Raw genomic sequence first — 14,685 nt, forward strand, 5'->3', positions numbered from 1 at the left:
GCGGTTTTCGGCGGGAGACAGGCCAATAACAACGAGACAAGGGATAGTTTGTGAGCGAAGCGGGCGTAGTCATTGTCGGGGCCGGACTCGGCGGTATCCGAGTGGCCGAGAATCTGCGATCTGGCGGGTATACCGAACCAATCACTCTCATCGGCGACGAGATTCACCCGCCGTATGACCGTCCGCCGCTGTCGAAGTCGGTACTGCTGGGCAATGACGAGCGCGTCGACCTGAAGCCGGCGGAATTCTTCGCCGAGTCCACCGTTACCTTGCGCACCGGCCAGCCCGTAACCGCGGTATCGCCCACCGAGCACACCGTCACAATTGGCTCCGGTGACGCCGCGCAGACATTGGGCTATGACAGCTTGGTGCTCGCGACCGGCCTGCGGCCACGGCTCTTCCCTGGAGCGCCGGCGAAGGGCGTACATGTCATTCGTACTGTCGATGACGCGCTGGCGTTGCGCGCCGAGTCGGAATCGGCGCGCAACGCGGTAGTCATCGGTGCCGGCTTCATTGGTTGCGAGGCTGCCGCGAGCCTGCGTGCGCGTGGTTTGACGGTGACCTTGATCGAGCCCGCGCCGACCCCCCTGGCTGCAGCGCTCGGCGAGACGATCGGCAATTTGGTTACCAGGTTGCATGTGGCCAACGGCGTCGATGTGCGCAGCGGAGTTGGTGTGGATGCCCTTGTCGCACAGGGGGATCAGGTGTCGTCGGTTCGGCTGTCCGACGGCAGTGACGTGCCTGCCGACCTTGTTGTTGTCGGTATCGGCTCCACGCCGGTCGTCGAATTTCTGGCTGGTTCGGGCATTGGGTTGGCGGCACGTGAGAGCGGTGGCGGAGTCGCGTGCGACGAGGTCGGACATACCAGCATCGACGATGTATACGCCGTCGGAGATGTCGCGAATTGGCGTAATTCCGATGGTGTTCCGGTGCGGGTGGAGCATTGGAATCACACCGTCGAACAGGCCGCCATCGTCGCCGGACAGATTCTCGGGAGCACCGCCGACGTCGCGGTCACGGTGCCGTATTTCTGGAGCGACCAGTATGACGTCAAGGTGCAGGTCCTTGGCTGGCCGAAGGCGACTGACGACGTACACATCGTCGTTGATGACGGAAAGAAATTCGTCGCCTACTTCAGCCGCGACGGCCTGCTGACGGCGGTGGCCGGCGGTGGAAAGGCCGGTGCGGTAATGAAAATGAGGGCCAAGCTGCTCGCCGCGACACCGATCGCGGATCTGCTATGAGCGCGGATCTGAGTGCGGCAGCGGTGCGAAATGCGTTGGCGGAGTTGGCCGATCCGCAGCGTGCGGTGTCGTCAGCCGGCTTCTTCAAGACGGGGCCGGGTCAATATGGTGAGGGCGATGAGTTCATCGGAATCTCAGTGCCCGCACAACGCAAGGTAGCCAAGCGTTTTCGTGGATTGGCCGCCGACCAGATCGATGTGCTGCTCGACAGTCCGATCCACGAGCATCGACTCACCGCGCTGATCATCATGCGGACGGAATACGAGAAGGCTGTCGTCGCGGATAAGCCGCCGTGGGTGCGACACTACCGGTCGGCGGTTGACCGAGGCCGGGTGAACAATTGGGACTTGGTGGACAGCTCGGCGAACATCCTCGGGGATTGGGCTCTGACACAAGGTGATTCGCAGCCGCTGCTCGACTATGCGGTACAGGAGCCGTTGTGGCGACGACGCGTGGGCATCGTGGGGACCTATGCGTATCTCACCGCGGGCGACGCCTCGGCGACCTTGGCTGTAGCGCCCATCGTCGTCGATGATCGTCGCGACCTGATTCAGAAAGCGCTTGGCTGGATGCTGCGGGAGATGGGGAAGAGGGTAGATCGGGAAACGCTGACGGAGTATCTGGACGGCCACGCCGCCGAGTTGGGACGCACCGCGCTGAGTTATGCGACCGAGCATTTGCCTCCCGAGCAGCGCAAGGCATACCGCGCGATGCGATAGACTAATCCACCTCATTTACCCGGATTCACCTCGCTCAGCCGGCGAGGTGAATCCGGGTAGACGAGGTGGATTTCTGAGGGGGGTGGTGTGGAACCAAACAGTGCGCCTTTGCGTCCAATACGTCATGACTTTCCTCGTGTCCCTTGATGACAATCACACCCGACGCGAACTGCTCGGGCTCGGGTTCACTGACGATGTGATTGCCAGCGCGCTCGAGCGCGGAGACATTGACCGGATCGGACCTGGCCTTTACGGCCCGCCACCTGCTGTGTCTCTCTCCCGAGAGGAAAAACATCGCGAGCGTGTCGTCCTATGGGCGCGCAAGGTGAAGCCACGCGTGACTGCTCCGGGTGATCGAGCTCTTAGCGATGTCTCCGCAGCGGCAGCGTTTCGACTTCCGTTGTGGGGCTTGCCAATACAGCGAGTGGAGATCCAAGACTTCACTCGTCCTCCGGGTACTCGACAAAGTGCTGTCGTGCGACTGACTACCGATCAGCGACAGCCCGATTTGGTCGCTCTCGACGATGTCGTGTTGCCACTGACTACACCCGCCCGGACCGTCATCGACATCGCACGCCGTCACGCTCGCATCCCGGCGATAGCGCTGGGCGACGCCGCTCTGTTCCGAGGATTGTGCACCGTTGACGATCTGCATCATGAACTAGATCTTGCGCGGGGAATGACTGGCATCAACCGTGCGCGTCTGGCCGTCGACCTGATGGATGGTCTGGCCGAATCGGTTCTGGAGACCCGGAGCCGTATCGAGATACTCGACCTCGGACTACCCAAACCTGTTCTCCAGCAACAAATCTATGACGAGGTTGAACGATTCGTCGCACGCGTCGACTTTTACTGGCCGGATCACCGGCTGATCGGCGAGGCAGACGGCGAGCTCAAATACGAGAACGATCCGACGGCCGCACGGCGAGAGAAGGCCAGAACAGATCGCCTACACGAGTTGGGGTTTCGAGTAGTGAGGTGGGGATGGGCAACGGTTAACCGCCCCGACGAACTGCGCGAGCGGATCGAACGAATGATGGACCAGACATCCACCTCATTTACCCGGATTCACCTCGCTCAACCAGCGAGGTGAATCCGGGTAGACGAGGTGGATTTAGCTGGCCTCGGCTTCGACCTTCGAGCCGCGGTAGACCTTGACCGCGGCCAATACCATCGGGATCTGCAGGGGCAGACGCAGCCAGGCGATCGCCTTCATCCATGCCGGTTTGTCCTGCCATAGGCGGACCATGTTGATATTCGCCGGGAAGACCGCGATGAAAAGCGCCGCTGCGCCCGCCGCTGCTAAGCGTCGGGTACGGCGAAACAGCAGTCCGCCGCCGATAACTGCTTCGGCGACGCCGGAGGCGTAGGTCAACGTGCGTTTGTCGGCTGGGATCTCGTCGGGGATCAATGCGTCGAACGGTTTTGGCGCTGCGAAGTGCAGCACGCCCATGAAGATCAGCGGAAATGCCATGATTCGGGAGAGACGTTCGGTGCTCACGGTGAGAGCCTACGTGATCAGAACTCGATTTTGAGAGTGTCTGATGTGGGTCGAGCCTGGCAGCCGAGGATGTACCCGTCGGCGATGTCGTCGGGGTCGAGCGCGCCGGAGTTCTCCATGTCGACGCTGCCTTCGGTCAAAGTGCAAGCGCACGAACCGCATTCGCCTTCTTGGCAGGAGTATGGCGCGTCCAGTCCGGCGGCGAGCATGATGTCGATCAGCGTCCGTTTACGCGGCCACGACAATGTGTGCGTCTCACCGTCGAGTTCGACATCGACGCTGGCCGCGCCGGCCTGATCTTCCTCGGAGACCTCCTCGAGTTCGACCTCTTCGAAGGGGTCACCCGACAGCGAGTTGTACACCTCTGAGTGCACATTGTGATGGTCGAATTTGGCCTTGGCGGCTGCGGCGTGCACCGCGTCCATGAATGGCCCCGGGCCGCATACATACAGACTGTGCGTCTGGCTCAACGGTGCGAACAGGGTGGCCAGCGCCTTGGTTGACGGTAAGCCTTGCACGGATTCCAGCCAGTGGATGATGGTCAGTCGGCCGGGATGTGCGGCGTGTAACTCGCGTAGCTCGTCGGCAAAGATGACGTCGTTCTCGCTCCGGTTGGCGTAGAAGAACGTGATCGGACCGGTGCCGTCCCGCAGCGCGGTTTTCAGGATCGACATCACCGGAGTGACGCCGGAGCCAGCCGCGATAAGCAGCAGCGGCAGATGGATATTGTGTGGCGTGAATACCCCGGACGGCGGCAACGCTTCGATCTGCGAACCCGCGGTTAGGTTGTCGCACACCCAGTTTGAGCCATACCCATCCGCGGTACGTTTGATCGTCACCTTGGGCAATTTGTCCGCGCCCGGCGATGACGACAGTGAGTAGCAGCGCGCGACTGAGCCGGTTTGCTCGCTCGGAATCCGCAGTGTCAAGAACTGGCCGGGACGGTAGTCGACGAACTTTTCGGCATGGTCGGCCGGGACGTCAAAGACGACCGATCGCGCATCAGCGGTCTCGTCGATGACATCGTTCACCGTCAAGATGACGCTGCGCGCGCTATGCGGAGTCAGGTCTGTCATCACACCGACTTTCTGGCAAATGAGAACGTGTTCTAGTTTCTAGATTAGCCTACCCGAACGCGACGTCGAAACTCCCCGACGGTCACGTCTCGGATTGGGTTAGCCGAGGGCAGCGACTCCCTCCGACAGCGTACGACCTCCCGCGATCAGCAGGGCGTTGAGATCGACGTCAGGGGAGGCGAGCCACTGCTCATATGCCGCCAGTGCGGTGCCGAGTGTCATCCAGGCGATGGTCTGTGGAAGTGGGGAGTTGGCGTCGACGTCGAGTCGCCGCGCGCAGAATTGTGCGATGACCTGACGCCACTCGGCATACATGAGCATCGAATGTGCTTGTAGCGCAGGAACTCCCAGCAGAAGCGACATCCGTCGCCGATGCCGGGGCAGTTCGGTGCCGGGAACGCTGTTGAAGTCGACGAGGGCGCGCTGGAGTGCATCAGCGATCGTCAGGTCGGCCGGTATGGCGTCGAGGAGGGTGCGTAGCTCGTCGAGGTAGATGTCGAAGTCGCCCCATGCGATGGCGTTCTTCGAGGGGTAATAGCGGAAGACTGTGCGGCGGGCGATTCCGGCGGCGGCCGCGATGTCATCGACGCTGGTGTCATCGAAGCCATCGCGCGCGAACAGGTCAATGGCGACATCGGAGATGTGGGTCATCGTCGTGATGCGCTTCCTCCCGACCGAGCCGGTGCGCGACTCCGGCGAAACATGCTGGTCATTGACGGGCACCAGGTGTGTCCTTCCCCTAGTTTTCAACCAATTGTGACGCAGGTCTAGCTTTTGTGCACTCAGTGCCATTATAGTCTCTGGTGATCCACATCACTATAAGGAACCAGGAGGTTGGATCATGGCAGATCACGCGGCAGAGGTTGTCGAAACCGAACTCGTCGGCGAGTCCCTCGTCGAAGAGGTGTCGATCGACGGGATGTGCGGGGTCTACTGATGTCGTCCGCGACATCGGCCGCTCTCGGTGGCCGCGCTGCGGCGGCCACCGGGAGCGCTCCCACACCCAGTTCGGCGGTCGAGAAAACACCGCCCGCCGCAGCCGCATCGGGTTTCGACCCGGCGCTAGCCTGGCAACTCAACTCGAAAGTGGCCCTGCGCCCCGAACCGTTCGGCGCGCTGCTGTACCACTTCGGTACTCGGAAGCTGTCCTTCCTCAAAAATCTCACGGTGGTCGACATCGTCGGCTCGCTGGCCGAGCATTCCAGCGCCGACGCGGCCTTGTCGGCGGCCGGAATCAACGCCGCGCAGCGCCCGCTGTACCTACAAGCGCTTGGGGCACTTGCTGATTCGGGAATGATCGTGCGACATGCAGAACTAACGGAGGTACCCGCGTGACTACCATCGAACGCCCGCGCACCGACGCGCCCGCCAAGGTCGGCCGGCTCGTCGACCAGTTCGAGAAGGGGCTCGACGCGCCGATCTGCCTCACCTGGGAACTGACCTACGCCTGCAACCTGTCCTGTGTGCACTGCCTGTCATCGTCGGGTAAACGTGACCCGCGCGAATTGTCCACCGAGCAGTGCAAGGCGATCATCGACGAGCTGCAGCGTATGCAGGTCTTCTATGTGAACATCGGCGGCGGAGAGCCGACCGTGCGCCCGGACTTCTGGGAGCTCGTTGACTACGCCACCAGCCACCAGGTGGGAGTTAAGTTCTCCACCAACGGATTACGCATCGACCGCGAGGTTGCGCAACGTCTAGCGGCATCGGATTATGTCGACGTGCAGATCTCGCTCGACGGTGCCACCGCCGAGGTCAACGACGCTGTGCGCGGTCGGGGATCCTTCGATATGGCAGTACGCGCGCTGGAAAATCTGCGTGACGCCGGGTTCGCCGACGCCAAGATCAGCGTCGTGATGACGCGCCACAACGTCGATCAGCTCGACGAGTTCAAGGCGCTCGCTGACCGCTACAACGCCACCCTGCGCATCACCCGCCTACGTCCGTCGGGGCGCGGCGCTGACGTCTGGGACGACCTGCACCCGCGACCGGAGCAGCAACGCGCGTTGTACGAATGGCTTGTCGCACACGGGGATCGAGTGCTGACCGGCGACTCGTTCTTTCATCTGTCCGCGTTCTCCGGAGATAGCGGCGGAGGAGCGCTGCCCGGCCTGAACCTGTGTGGCGCGGGCCGCGTGGTGTGTCTGATCGACCCGGTGGGCGACGTGTACGCGTGCCCCTTCGCTATCCACGAAAACTTCCTCGCCGGAAATATCTTGTCCGACGGCGGATTCCGGGAAATCTGGCAGCGAAGCGACTTATTCACCGAATTGCGTGAACCACAGAGCGCCGGTGCATGCACCAAATGTAGCCACTTCGACGCCTGTCGCGGTGGCTGCATGGCCGCCAAATTCTTCACCGGCCTGCCACTCGACGGTCCCGATCCCGAATGCGTTCAGGGCTATGGAGAGCAGTTGCTTGCCGGTGAACGGTCGAAACCCACTGCGAACAAAGACCATTCGCGCGGCGTGCCACTCAAGTTGATGACTCGGCCGCCCTCCCGCGACTGCGACGAAAACCCGCTCGCCGGTTTCACCCCAACATCGTTGTCGATCACACCGGCCTAATCGCATTGCCTGTTCGCCTCAGAGCGCGATCAGAAGTACCAGAGGAGTAGTAACACCATGTCCAAATTCGCCGAGCTATTGGAGCAGAATCCCTGGCGCCGCAACCCGTGGTTCGAGACTGTTCTCGAGGCGCAGCGTCGGGCAAAGAAGCGTCTGCCCAAGTCGGTCTACTCTTCGCTGATAGCGGGAACTCAGGAAGGTGTAACGATCCACGACAATGTGGAAGCGTTCTCCGAGGTCGGTTTCGCACCGCACGTCGTCGGGGCTACGCCCGAGCGTGATCTCGCCACTTCGGTTATGGGACAAGATATCTCGTTCCCGGTCATGATCTCGCCGACCGGCGTGCAGGCCGTCGATCCCGATGGTGAAGTCGCCGTCGCGCGGGCGGCAGCGGCGCGCGGCACAGCGATGGGGCTGTCGAGTTTCGCGTCCAAGCCGGTCGAAGAAGTCACCGCGGTGAACAACCAGATCTTCTTCCAGATCTATTGGCTGGGTAGCCGCGAACAGATCCTTGATCGCGCGCGCCGCGCCCGTGAGGCGGGCTGCAAGGGGCTGATCGTGACCACCGATTGGGTGTTCAACACCGGCCGTGACTGGGGCAGTCCGGAGATCCCGGAGAAGGTCGACCTGCGTGCGCTGGCGAAACTCGCGCCGGAGATTGTTACCAAGCCGAGGTATGCGATGGACTGGATTCGTGACGGCAAGATTCTGATCCCGGATCTATCCGCCCCCAATCTGGTCGAAAAGGGTGAACAGGGGCCTACGTTTTTTGGTGCCTATGGGCAGTGGATGGGAACTCCGCCGCCCACCTGGGAGGACCTGGAGTGGCTGCGCAAGGAATGGGGCGGGCCGTTTATGGTCAAGGGAATCACCCGCCTCGACGATGCTAAGCGCGCGGTCGACATCGGCGCGACGGCCATCTCGGTGTCCAATCATGGTGGAAATAACCTCGATGGAACTCCAGCGACGATCCGCGTGCTTGGTCCGATCGCCGACGCCGTCGGAGGCGACGTCGAGGTTCTGCTCGACGGCGGCATCCGTCGCGGCAGCGACGTGGTGAAGGCACTTGCGTTGGGCGCCAAGGCCGTAATGATCGGCCGCGCGTATTTATGGGGTCTTGCCGCGAACGGGCAGACCGGCGTCGAGAATGTGTTGGATTTGCTGCGAATGGGGATCGATTCGTCGTTGATGGGTTTGGGGCGATCGAGCGTGCACGAGTTGTCGCGTGACGATCTGCTCATCCCGCACGGGTTCGAGCGCAGCTTCGGGGGATAGCGCCCGGGCGCCCGTCTCTTTCGCAAACCCGACTCGCGAGGACATTCCCGACCCGGAAACTGGGTCGGGAATGTCCGGCAGGGTCGGGTTTGCGCGTAGGCGACCACTAGAACGTGTTACAGTTTTGGGTAACTCGTCTGTTGGGAGAAGCGCATGGGAACGTTCGACGGCCAGGTCGTTTACATCACCGGCATCGCGCGTGGGCAAGGTCGTAACCACGCGATTCGCTTTGCCGGTGAGGGTGCGTCGATTATCGGGATGGATATCGCCGGCCCGATTGTGGACCATGCCACTTACCCGTCGGCTACTCCCGACGACCTCGCCGAAACCATCCGACTGGTCGAGGAGGCTGGCGGCAAAATTCTTGCGCGCCAAGGAGATACGCGCGATCTGGCGTTCCAGACGCAACTCATCGCCGACGGGGTCGAGCAGTTTGGGCGACTGGACCATGTGGTCGCGAATGCCGGCGTCCTTTCCTGGGGACTCACCTGGGAGCTATCGGAGGAACAATTCACCGACGTCATCGACGTCAACCTGATTGGCACCTGGAAGACGCTCAAAGCTGCCATCCCGGCGATGCTGGAGGCTGGGAATGGTGGATCGATCACGGTGATCAGTTCGGTCGCCGGACTCAAGGCGATGCCGGTGCAGTCGGGGTACGCGGCGTCCAAATTCGGCCTGCGCGGGCTGGCTCAAACCGTCGCGAAAGAGTTGGGCAACAAGAGGATTCGTGTCAATACCGTTCACCCCTACGCGGTGAACACGCCAATGGGCGTCCAAGACACCACGGCGTTCAAAGTTTTCGAGGAGCACGGCCGCCACTTCCCATCGCTGATGGACCACTATCCGGTGGCCAGCGTCGACGATCTTAGCGACGCGGTGTTGTATCTGGCGACGGCGAAGGCAGTGACCGGAGCGGAGTTCCAGATCGATATGGGCAGCTCGAAAGTCTAGGTTTACGCGCCGCGATCGCTGATACTGATGATTTTGACTGGGCGGCGCTGGCGATCTCGCCCGCCGATTTGGACCTCGCACCGATCGTCGCTCAGGTAAAGGGTCGCTCGCCTCGAACGTGAATTTCTGTCCCCCTCAACGGCATCTGAGGGCATATTGCCCTTCGACCGCGCTGAGGGGGACGGAATTCCCGCTACGCCGCTGATGTTTACGGCTGACACAGTCGATTCGGTTCCGTTCGTGGGGCAGTGGTTGCGGGGTCTCGATACACCTCGTCGCTAGCGCTCCTCGGCACTCGACCATCGGTGAATTCTCGTCGCTTGCGCTCCTTGGCCCTGGACCATCGGTGAATCGCCACTAGCGAACCCTCGGCACTCGACCAACCAGGGATGCTGCCGAGCGGATCGCTCGCCTCGAACGTGAATTTCCGTCCCCCTCAACGGCATCCGAGGGCATATTGCCCTTCGACCGCGCTGAGGGGGACGGAAATGTTGTCGTAGCCGTCGAAAAGGAAATTCAGTCTTGCCAGACTGTCGCCGGGTCGGTGGCGACGCGGGCCGGGCCCGTCGGGGTCTCGGTGGCCGATCGGGAGAAGCGGGGCGCCACCTGCGCCTGCATGACCCCATCGATCTCGACCAGGGTGCCGCGCGCGGCGAGGTGAGGATCGGAGGGGGCCTCGGTGAAATCGAGGATGCCCGAGGTGCATGCATCGGTGCCGTCGAAGATGGCCGACCATTCATCGCGCGTCTTGGTCTTGAACTTGTCGATAAAGATCTGCTTCAACTCGCCCCAGCGTCCAAAGTCGTTCTGCGACGGGATATCTGCGTCGGTGAGGTCGAGACCCTTGAGGAGTTCGGCGTAGAACTGCGGCTCGATGGCGCCGACCGCCATGTACTTGCCGTCGGAGGTCTCGTACACCTCGTAGTAGGGGGCGCCGGTGTCGAGCAGGTTGACGCCTCGACGATCCTGCCACAGACCGGTGCCGCGGAAGGCCCACATCATCTGACCGAGTACCGATGCGCCGTCGACCATAGCGGCATCGACGACCTGTCCTTTGCCAGACGTCTGCCGCTCGATGATTGCGGCAAGGATGCCGAAGACCAGGAACATCGAACCGCCGCCGAAGTCGCCGACGAAGTTCAGTGGGGGTGTCGGCTTCTCGTCGCTACGGCCGATCGCGTGCAGCATGCCGGTAAGCGAGATGTAGTTCATATCGTGTCCGGCAAGGTTGGCACGTGGGCCTTCCTGGCCCCAGCCGGTCATCCGACCGTAAATCAGTCCCGGGTTGACCGCGGTCAAGTCGTCGGGGCCAAATCCCAAGCGTTCCATGACACCTGGCCGAAAACCCTCGATGATGGCATCAGCTTTCGAGATGAGATTGAGGATGGTTTCCCGGTCCGCGGGGTTCTTCAGATTGGCTTCGACCACGCGCCGACCGCGGAGCAGAGCGTCCGCGTTGCGTCCTTCGGCGGGGAGCGTGCCCGGGCGCTGGACGCGGATGACGTCGGCACCTAAGTCGGCGAGGAGCATCGCGGCGTGCGGTCCCGGCCCGATGCCGGCGAACTCGATGACGCGCACGTTATGCAACGGCCCTTTGCGGCCGGAGTCCGCACGGTTCGGACTGGTCATTCTTCAAGCCTCCTGGTCTGAGCTGCCCGCCTGGCGCAGCCCCGCACAACGCGGGGGAAGTGTCGAAAGCGTGGTCGCTATCACAATCCGCATCCAGCATGGCACAACCGATCGAGCGCTCGTACAACCGGCCCTGGGCGGTATGCACAAGACTTTTGCCGCGGTGACGTGGATTCGCCTGATTTTGGGGTTAACACCGTCGAGTGAACTGACTACAGTGGTGCGAATGACACGTTCGGCGCAGCTGGGTCATCGCACCTGGCCTGAGTTCGACGGTGCAGGGGTCGTCGTACTGGTACCGATCGGTGCGACAGAGCAGCATGGGGAACATCTCCCACTCTCCACCGATACTCAGGTAGCGCAAGCTGTCGCCGACGCTGTGGTTGCTGATGCTCAACTAGATTCGCTCGTGGTCGCGCCGGCCATCAATTACGGGGCCAGCGGCGAGCACGAAGGATTTCCCGGCACAATTTCGGTTGGCCGGGACGCGCTTAGTTTGATGCTCGTCGAATATGGCCGCAGCGTGTGCCGGTGGGCCTCGCGAGTGGTCTTCGTCAACGGTCATGGGGGAAATGTGCCGACACTGATCGACGCGGTGGGTCGACTCCGCTACGAGGGCCGCGACGTCGCATGGTTCCCGTGTGCTCCCGCGCGTGGTGACGCCCACGCGGGACGTACCGAGACGTCGCTGTTGCTGGCTATCTCACCGGCACTGGTGGTAACTGAGCGCGCTCGCGCCGGCAATACGACGCCGATCACTGATTTGATGAAAGATATTGCGCAACAGGGGATTTGTGCAGTCAGTCCGAATGGTGTGCTCGGTGACCCGGCCGGGGCGAATGAAGCCGAAGGCCGTCAATTGATCGCCGGCATGACCGGCGCGCTGTCTCGTCGCCTGGACGCTTGGCAGATTGACGACCGGGGCATGCTCGCATGACGGCGGTGGCGGGGTCGACACCCGACGTCGATGAGACGGACACTACCGAACTGCCCAACGGCTTTCAGGTGCAGATCGACTCGGCGTGCGTGCGTGGCGATCTGCGGTATCTCGTCGGCGGTTCCCCGACGCGCCTGCTCCGGATGAGCGACCGCGCCTTGGGGATGACGTCGGCAGATGGCCGCATCGAAGTCTGCGACGTTGCCACCCGCCAGCTCGCGCGCACCTTACTCGCGTCCGGGATCGCGAATCCGCGCCCGATGTTCGGCCCGTCGAGTGATCAGGTGACAGTGGTAATTCCGGTGCGCGACAACCAATCCGGCGTCGACCGTCTAATCGCCGCGCTGCCAGCCGACACCCAGGCCATCGTCGTCGACGACGCGTCGGATGTGCCGATCACGGCAGACCGGCCTGGCGTCCGGGTGCTGCGTCTCTCGGCGAATCGTGGTCCGGCGGCAGCGCGCAACGCTGGCGCGGCTGCCGCGACGACCGACTTCGTAGCGTTTCTCGACTCCGACGTGGTGCCGTCGACGGACTGGCTGACCATGTTGATGGGGCATTTTTCCGATCCGTTGGTGGCCATCGTCGCGCCCCGCATTGTCGGGTTACGTCGGAACGCTCGGTCGCCGGTCGAGCGTTACGAGAATGGGTACTCGTCGCTCGACATGGGGCCGCAGGAGGGGGCGGTTATCCCCGGAACTCGCGTCCCGTATGTGCCGAGTGCGGCAATGATCGTGCGCCGCAACGCATTTGCGGGGTTTGACGAGTCGATGCGGGTGGCCGAGGACGTCGACCTGTGTTGGCGGACTCACCAAGCTGGACAACTGATCCGCTACGACCCGGTGGCAACGGTGGCACACGATCATCGCACCACCCTCCGCGCGGTACTCGACCGTCGCCGTTTCTACGGCACCGGTGCGGCGTCGCTGGCGCAGCGCCACGATGATTTGGCCGCGCCGGTAGTCATGCGCATACCGCTCGCGCTCGCTGTCGTCGCGCTGCTTTCGCGTACCCGGATCGGTCTGGCGATCGCGGTCTTCTGCATCGCCCAGATGAGTTGGCGGCTACGGCGTCGATTAGGTGAACTGCCCTCGGGTGAGTTGGTGACAGCCGAGATGATGAGCAAGGCAATCGGTTTCGGATTGCTCCAGACCGCCGGCGCCGTCTGTCGCCACTATTGGCCGGTGAGTGTCGCCGGCGCGCTGGTCTCCAGCAGGTTCAGGTTGTTGGTTCTTCAGATCGCCGTTGCCGAGTCGCTGACGTTGTGGATTCGGTCGGCGCTGGTCGAAGACCATGCACCGACCGTCGGACCGCTGACCTACTTCGTGTTGCATCGGCTCGACGACCTCGCATACGGCGCCGGGCTGTGGCAGGGCGCCGCTCGTGCAGGTGACTTCTCCGCGCTTCGACCGCAACTGATTCCATAGCGCGTGGGCCCGACAGCTGACCGTGCTGATGTCGTCATAGTCGGCGCGGGGAGTGCTGGATGTGTGTTAGCGGAACGACTTTCGCGTGATCCGAGCCGACGCGTGATGTTGCTCGAACGGGGGCCCTCGACGTCGGTGCGCGACGCCGCGCTCTCTAAGCTGCCGATCGGTCCCGAGTCGGCGCACGCGCGCGAATTCGAGACGGTCGATCCGACATTGTCGGTAGTACGCGGTCAGGGTCTCGGTGGTTCGTCAGCGGTTAACGGCGGATACTTCATGCGCTGGCACGACGGGGACCTCCGCGACCTGGTCGCCGTCGGGCCATGGTCGGCTACCCAGATCGCCGAGGCGTATAGCGAACTCGATTGGGTCGACGGGACCATGCGGGTCCGGCAGTGGCGGGACGATGAACTGACCGATATCGCAGCCGCTTTCGAGGATTACTGGTCGGCGCGAGTGCCGACCCGGCAGCCAACCGATCGCCGGCCGATCGTCGGGCTGAATCGCGTATTGAGTAATAATGTTGATGGACAACGGTTTTCAGCGTTTGACGGCTATCTGCGCTCCGCTGCTGAGCGGGAGAATCTGACGTTGGTGAGTGGTGCGGAAGTCCGAACGCTGCGGATCGGCGATGGTCGTGTTACCGGTGTGGAGGTGAACTTCGACGGTCGGCTTACGACCGTGACGGCGGGACAGGTGATCCTCTGTGCCGGGACATTGGGAACCGCGGAAGTGCTTTTCCGGTCCGGCCTGCTCGATGGTTATGTGACCGTGGTCGAACACCGGGAGGTGCTGGTCCGCTATCGGCGACGTCGGGCACCCGGCACCGCGCCAGCATTGCTGCAGACGGTGGTCCACGACGCAGGAGGGTGTGAAATACGTTGCTACTCTGACGATTTCGCGAAGTTTATCGACCGGATACCCGCGTGGGGTCCCGCGATAGGCGTAGCCGCGATGACGCCGGGAGTGCTCGGTCAACTTAGCTGGGAACGCGGAGCCCTGGTGGTTGAACTGGGGCCCCGGGACCCGGCACTCTGGCGCGGCGGTGACGCCGTGGCAGCCGGGGTCGATTCGGTGTCGCGGATGCTCCAATCGTCCGAGTTTGATCACATCGTGGAGCCGAATTCGGTTGCGGTGTCAGGGGTTTCGTCGACGTCGCAACATGCGTGCGCGACTTTGCCGATCGGACAGGCGACTGATTGGTACGGCGCCCATCGAGGTATCGACGGGCTGCGCGTAGTGGACGGATCAATCCTGCCGCACGCGGGCCGCAGCGGTCCACACGAAACCATCATGATGCTTGCCTGCCTGATCGGCGACGAGCTCATCCACTGATGTCAACCGGAGAGATAGGGC

At 62.6% G+C, this 14,685-nt stretch carries 15 protein-coding genes; 11 read left to right on the plus strand and 4 right to left on the minus strand.

The genetic code is table 11. The features are described from left to right. Nucleotides 1-50: 50 nt before the first annotated feature. The 3 genes from GOEFS_RS15470 (at nucleotide 51) to GOEFS_RS22935 (ending at nucleotide 3,056) form a co-directional block, all read left to right on the plus strand. The gene (locus tag GOEFS_RS15470) at nucleotides 51-1,244 is read left to right on the plus strand and encodes an NAD(P)/FAD-dependent oxidoreductase (RefSeq protein WP_007318870.1); all 1,194 of its coding nucleotides are present in this window, start codon (nucleotides 51-53) and stop codon (nucleotides 1,242-1,244) included. Further along, the gene (locus GOEFS_RS15475; RefSeq protein ID WP_007318871.1) at nucleotides 1,241-1,963 is read left to right on the plus strand and encodes a DNA alkylation repair protein; all 723 of its coding nucleotides are present in this window, start codon (nucleotides 1,241-1,243) and stop codon (nucleotides 1,961-1,963) included. The genes GOEFS_RS15470 and GOEFS_RS15475 overlap by 4 nt, the downstream gene beginning before the upstream one ends. A gap of 337 nt (nucleotides 1,964-2,300) precedes the next feature. Then, nucleotides 2,301-3,056 (plus strand): DUF559 domain-containing protein, encoded by a 756-nt coding sequence (locus tag GOEFS_RS22935; RefSeq protein WP_211600667.1) that lies wholly within the window; start codon nucleotides 2,301-2,303, stop codon nucleotides 3,054-3,056. 21 nt (nucleotides 3,057-3,077) lie between these two features. Here GOEFS_RS22935 and GOEFS_RS15485 read toward each other — a convergent pair whose 3' ends face one another. From GOEFS_RS15485 to mftR, 3 genes are all read right to left on the minus strand, one after another. Beyond that, entirely contained in the window at nucleotides 3,078-3,464 is a 387-nt protein-coding gene (locus GOEFS_RS15485) for a DoxX family protein (RefSeq protein ID WP_007318874.1), read from the minus strand. Between the two features lie 17 nt (nucleotides 3,465-3,481). Next, nucleotides 3,482-4,540 (minus strand): ferredoxin--NADP reductase, encoded by a 1,059-nt coding sequence (locus GOEFS_RS15490; protein ID WP_040525257.1) that lies wholly within the window; start codon nucleotides 4,538-4,540, stop codon nucleotides 3,482-3,484. Between the two features lie 99 nt (nucleotides 4,541-4,639). Continuing rightward, nucleotides 4,640-5,266: a mycofactocin system transcriptional regulator MftR gene (mftR, locus tag GOEFS_RS15495; RefSeq protein WP_373278216.1), complete on the minus strand. Its 627-nt coding sequence runs from the start codon at nucleotides 5,264-5,266 to the stop codon at nucleotides 4,640-4,642. Between the two features lie 115 nt (nucleotides 5,267-5,381). Here mftR and mftA point away from each other — a divergent pair, with 115 nt between their 5' ends. From mftA to GOEFS_RS15515, 5 genes are all read left to right on the plus strand, one after another. Beyond that, nucleotides 5,382-5,477, plus strand: coding sequence for a mycofactocin precursor MftA (mftA, locus tag GOEFS_RS22940; protein WP_083837347.1), 96 nt, complete (start codon nucleotides 5,382-5,384; stop codon nucleotides 5,475-5,477). Beyond that, the gene (gene mftB / locus GOEFS_RS15500) at nucleotides 5,477-5,875 is read left to right on the plus strand and encodes a mycofactocin biosynthesis chaperone MftB (protein WP_007318877.1); all 399 of its coding nucleotides are present in this window, start codon (nucleotides 5,477-5,479) and stop codon (nucleotides 5,873-5,875) included. Before mftA ends, mftB begins: the two co-directional genes overlap by 1 nt. Next, nucleotides 5,872-7,107: a mycofactocin radical SAM maturase gene (gene mftC, locus GOEFS_RS15505; protein WP_007318878.1), complete on the plus strand. Its 1,236-nt coding sequence runs from the start codon at nucleotides 5,872-5,874 to the stop codon at nucleotides 7,105-7,107. Before mftB ends, mftC begins: the two co-directional genes overlap by 4 nt. A 57-nt stretch (nucleotides 7,108-7,164) precedes the next feature. Then, nucleotides 7,165-8,382 (plus strand): pre-mycofactocin synthase MftD, encoded by a 1,218-nt coding sequence (gene mftD, locus GOEFS_RS15510; RefSeq protein ID WP_007318879.1) that lies wholly within the window; start codon nucleotides 7,165-7,167, stop codon nucleotides 8,380-8,382. 153 nt (nucleotides 8,383-8,535) lie between these two features. After that, a complete protein-coding gene (locus tag GOEFS_RS15515; protein ID WP_007318880.1) occupies nucleotides 8,536-9,336 on the plus strand; it encodes a mycofactocin-coupled SDR family oxidoreductase in 801 nt (266 codons plus the stop codon). Between the two features lie 516 nt (nucleotides 9,337-9,852). On the opposite strand, the gene GOEFS_RS15520 is transcribed toward GOEFS_RS15515, so the two are convergent. Continuing rightward, entirely contained in the window at nucleotides 9,853-10,965 is a 1,113-nt protein-coding gene (locus tag GOEFS_RS15520; protein ID WP_007318881.1) for a CaiB/BaiF CoA transferase family protein, read from the minus strand. A 226-nt stretch (nucleotides 10,966-11,191) separates the two neighbouring features. Between GOEFS_RS15520 and mftE the strand changes: the two genes are divergently transcribed. Genes mftE through mftG form a run of 3 tightly spaced genes read left to right on the plus strand, consistent with a single transcriptional unit; the run spans nucleotide 11,192 to nucleotide 14,664 of the window. Further along, complete coding sequence (mftE, locus tag GOEFS_RS15525; protein ID WP_040525267.1) at nucleotides 11,192-11,902, plus strand: mycofactocin biosynthesis peptidyl-dipeptidase MftE; 711 nt, start codon at nucleotides 11,192-11,194, stop codon at nucleotides 11,900-11,902. Continuing rightward, nucleotides 11,899-13,329 (plus strand): mycofactocin biosynthesis glycosyltransferase MftF, encoded by a 1,431-nt coding sequence (gene mftF / locus GOEFS_RS15530; RefSeq protein WP_007318883.1) that lies wholly within the window; start codon nucleotides 11,899-11,901, stop codon nucleotides 13,327-13,329. The genes mftE and mftF overlap by 4 nt, the downstream gene beginning before the upstream one ends. Before the next feature lie 3 nt (nucleotides 13,330-13,332). Then, the gene (gene mftG / locus GOEFS_RS15535) at nucleotides 13,333-14,664 is read left to right on the plus strand and encodes a mycofactocin system GMC family oxidoreductase MftG (RefSeq protein WP_040525258.1); all 1,332 of its coding nucleotides are present in this window, start codon (nucleotides 13,333-13,335) and stop codon (nucleotides 14,662-14,664) included. Nucleotides 14,665-14,685 lie beyond the last annotated feature (21 nt).

The sequence above is a fragment of the Gordonia effusa NBRC 100432 genome (assembly GCF_000241305.1).
GTDB lineage: Bacteria > Actinomycetota > Actinomycetes > Mycobacteriales > Mycobacteriaceae > Gordonia > Gordonia effusa.

What these genes read in the sequence shown, in the direction of transcription:
- GOEFS_RS15475 (WP_007318871.1), top strand. Translation starts at nt 1,241, where the DNA reads ATGAGCGCGGATCTGAGTGCGGCAGCGGTGCGAAATGCGTTGGCGGAG.
- GOEFS_RS15490 (WP_040525257.1), bottom strand. Translation starts at nt 4,540, where the DNA reads ATGACAGACCTGACTCCGCATAGCGCGCGCAGCGTCATCTTGACGGTG.
- mftA (WP_083837347.1), top strand. Translation starts at nt 5,382, where the DNA reads ATGGCAGATCACGCGGCAGAGGTTGTCGAAACCGAACTCGTCGGCGAG.
- mftB (WP_007318877.1), top strand. Translation starts at nt 5,477, where the DNA reads ATGTCGTCCGCGACATCGGCCGCTCTCGGTGGCCGCGCTGCGGCGGCC.
- mftD (WP_007318879.1), top strand. Translation starts at nt 7,165, where the DNA reads ATGTCCAAATTCGCCGAGCTATTGGAGCAGAATCCCTGGCGCCGCAAC.
- GOEFS_RS15515 (WP_007318880.1), top strand. Translation starts at nt 8,536, where the DNA reads ATGGGAACGTTCGACGGCCAGGTCGTTTACATCACCGGCATCGCGCGT.
- GOEFS_RS15520 (WP_007318881.1), bottom strand. Translation starts at nt 10,965, where the DNA reads ATGACCAGTCCGAACCGTGCGGACTCCGGCCGCAAAGGGCCGTTGCAT.
- mftE (WP_040525267.1), top strand. Translation starts at nt 11,192, where the DNA reads ATGACACGTTCGGCGCAGCTGGGTCATCGCACCTGGCCTGAGTTCGAC.
- mftF (WP_007318883.1), top strand. Translation starts at nt 11,899, where the DNA reads ATGACGGCGGTGGCGGGGTCGACACCCGACGTCGATGAGACGGACACT.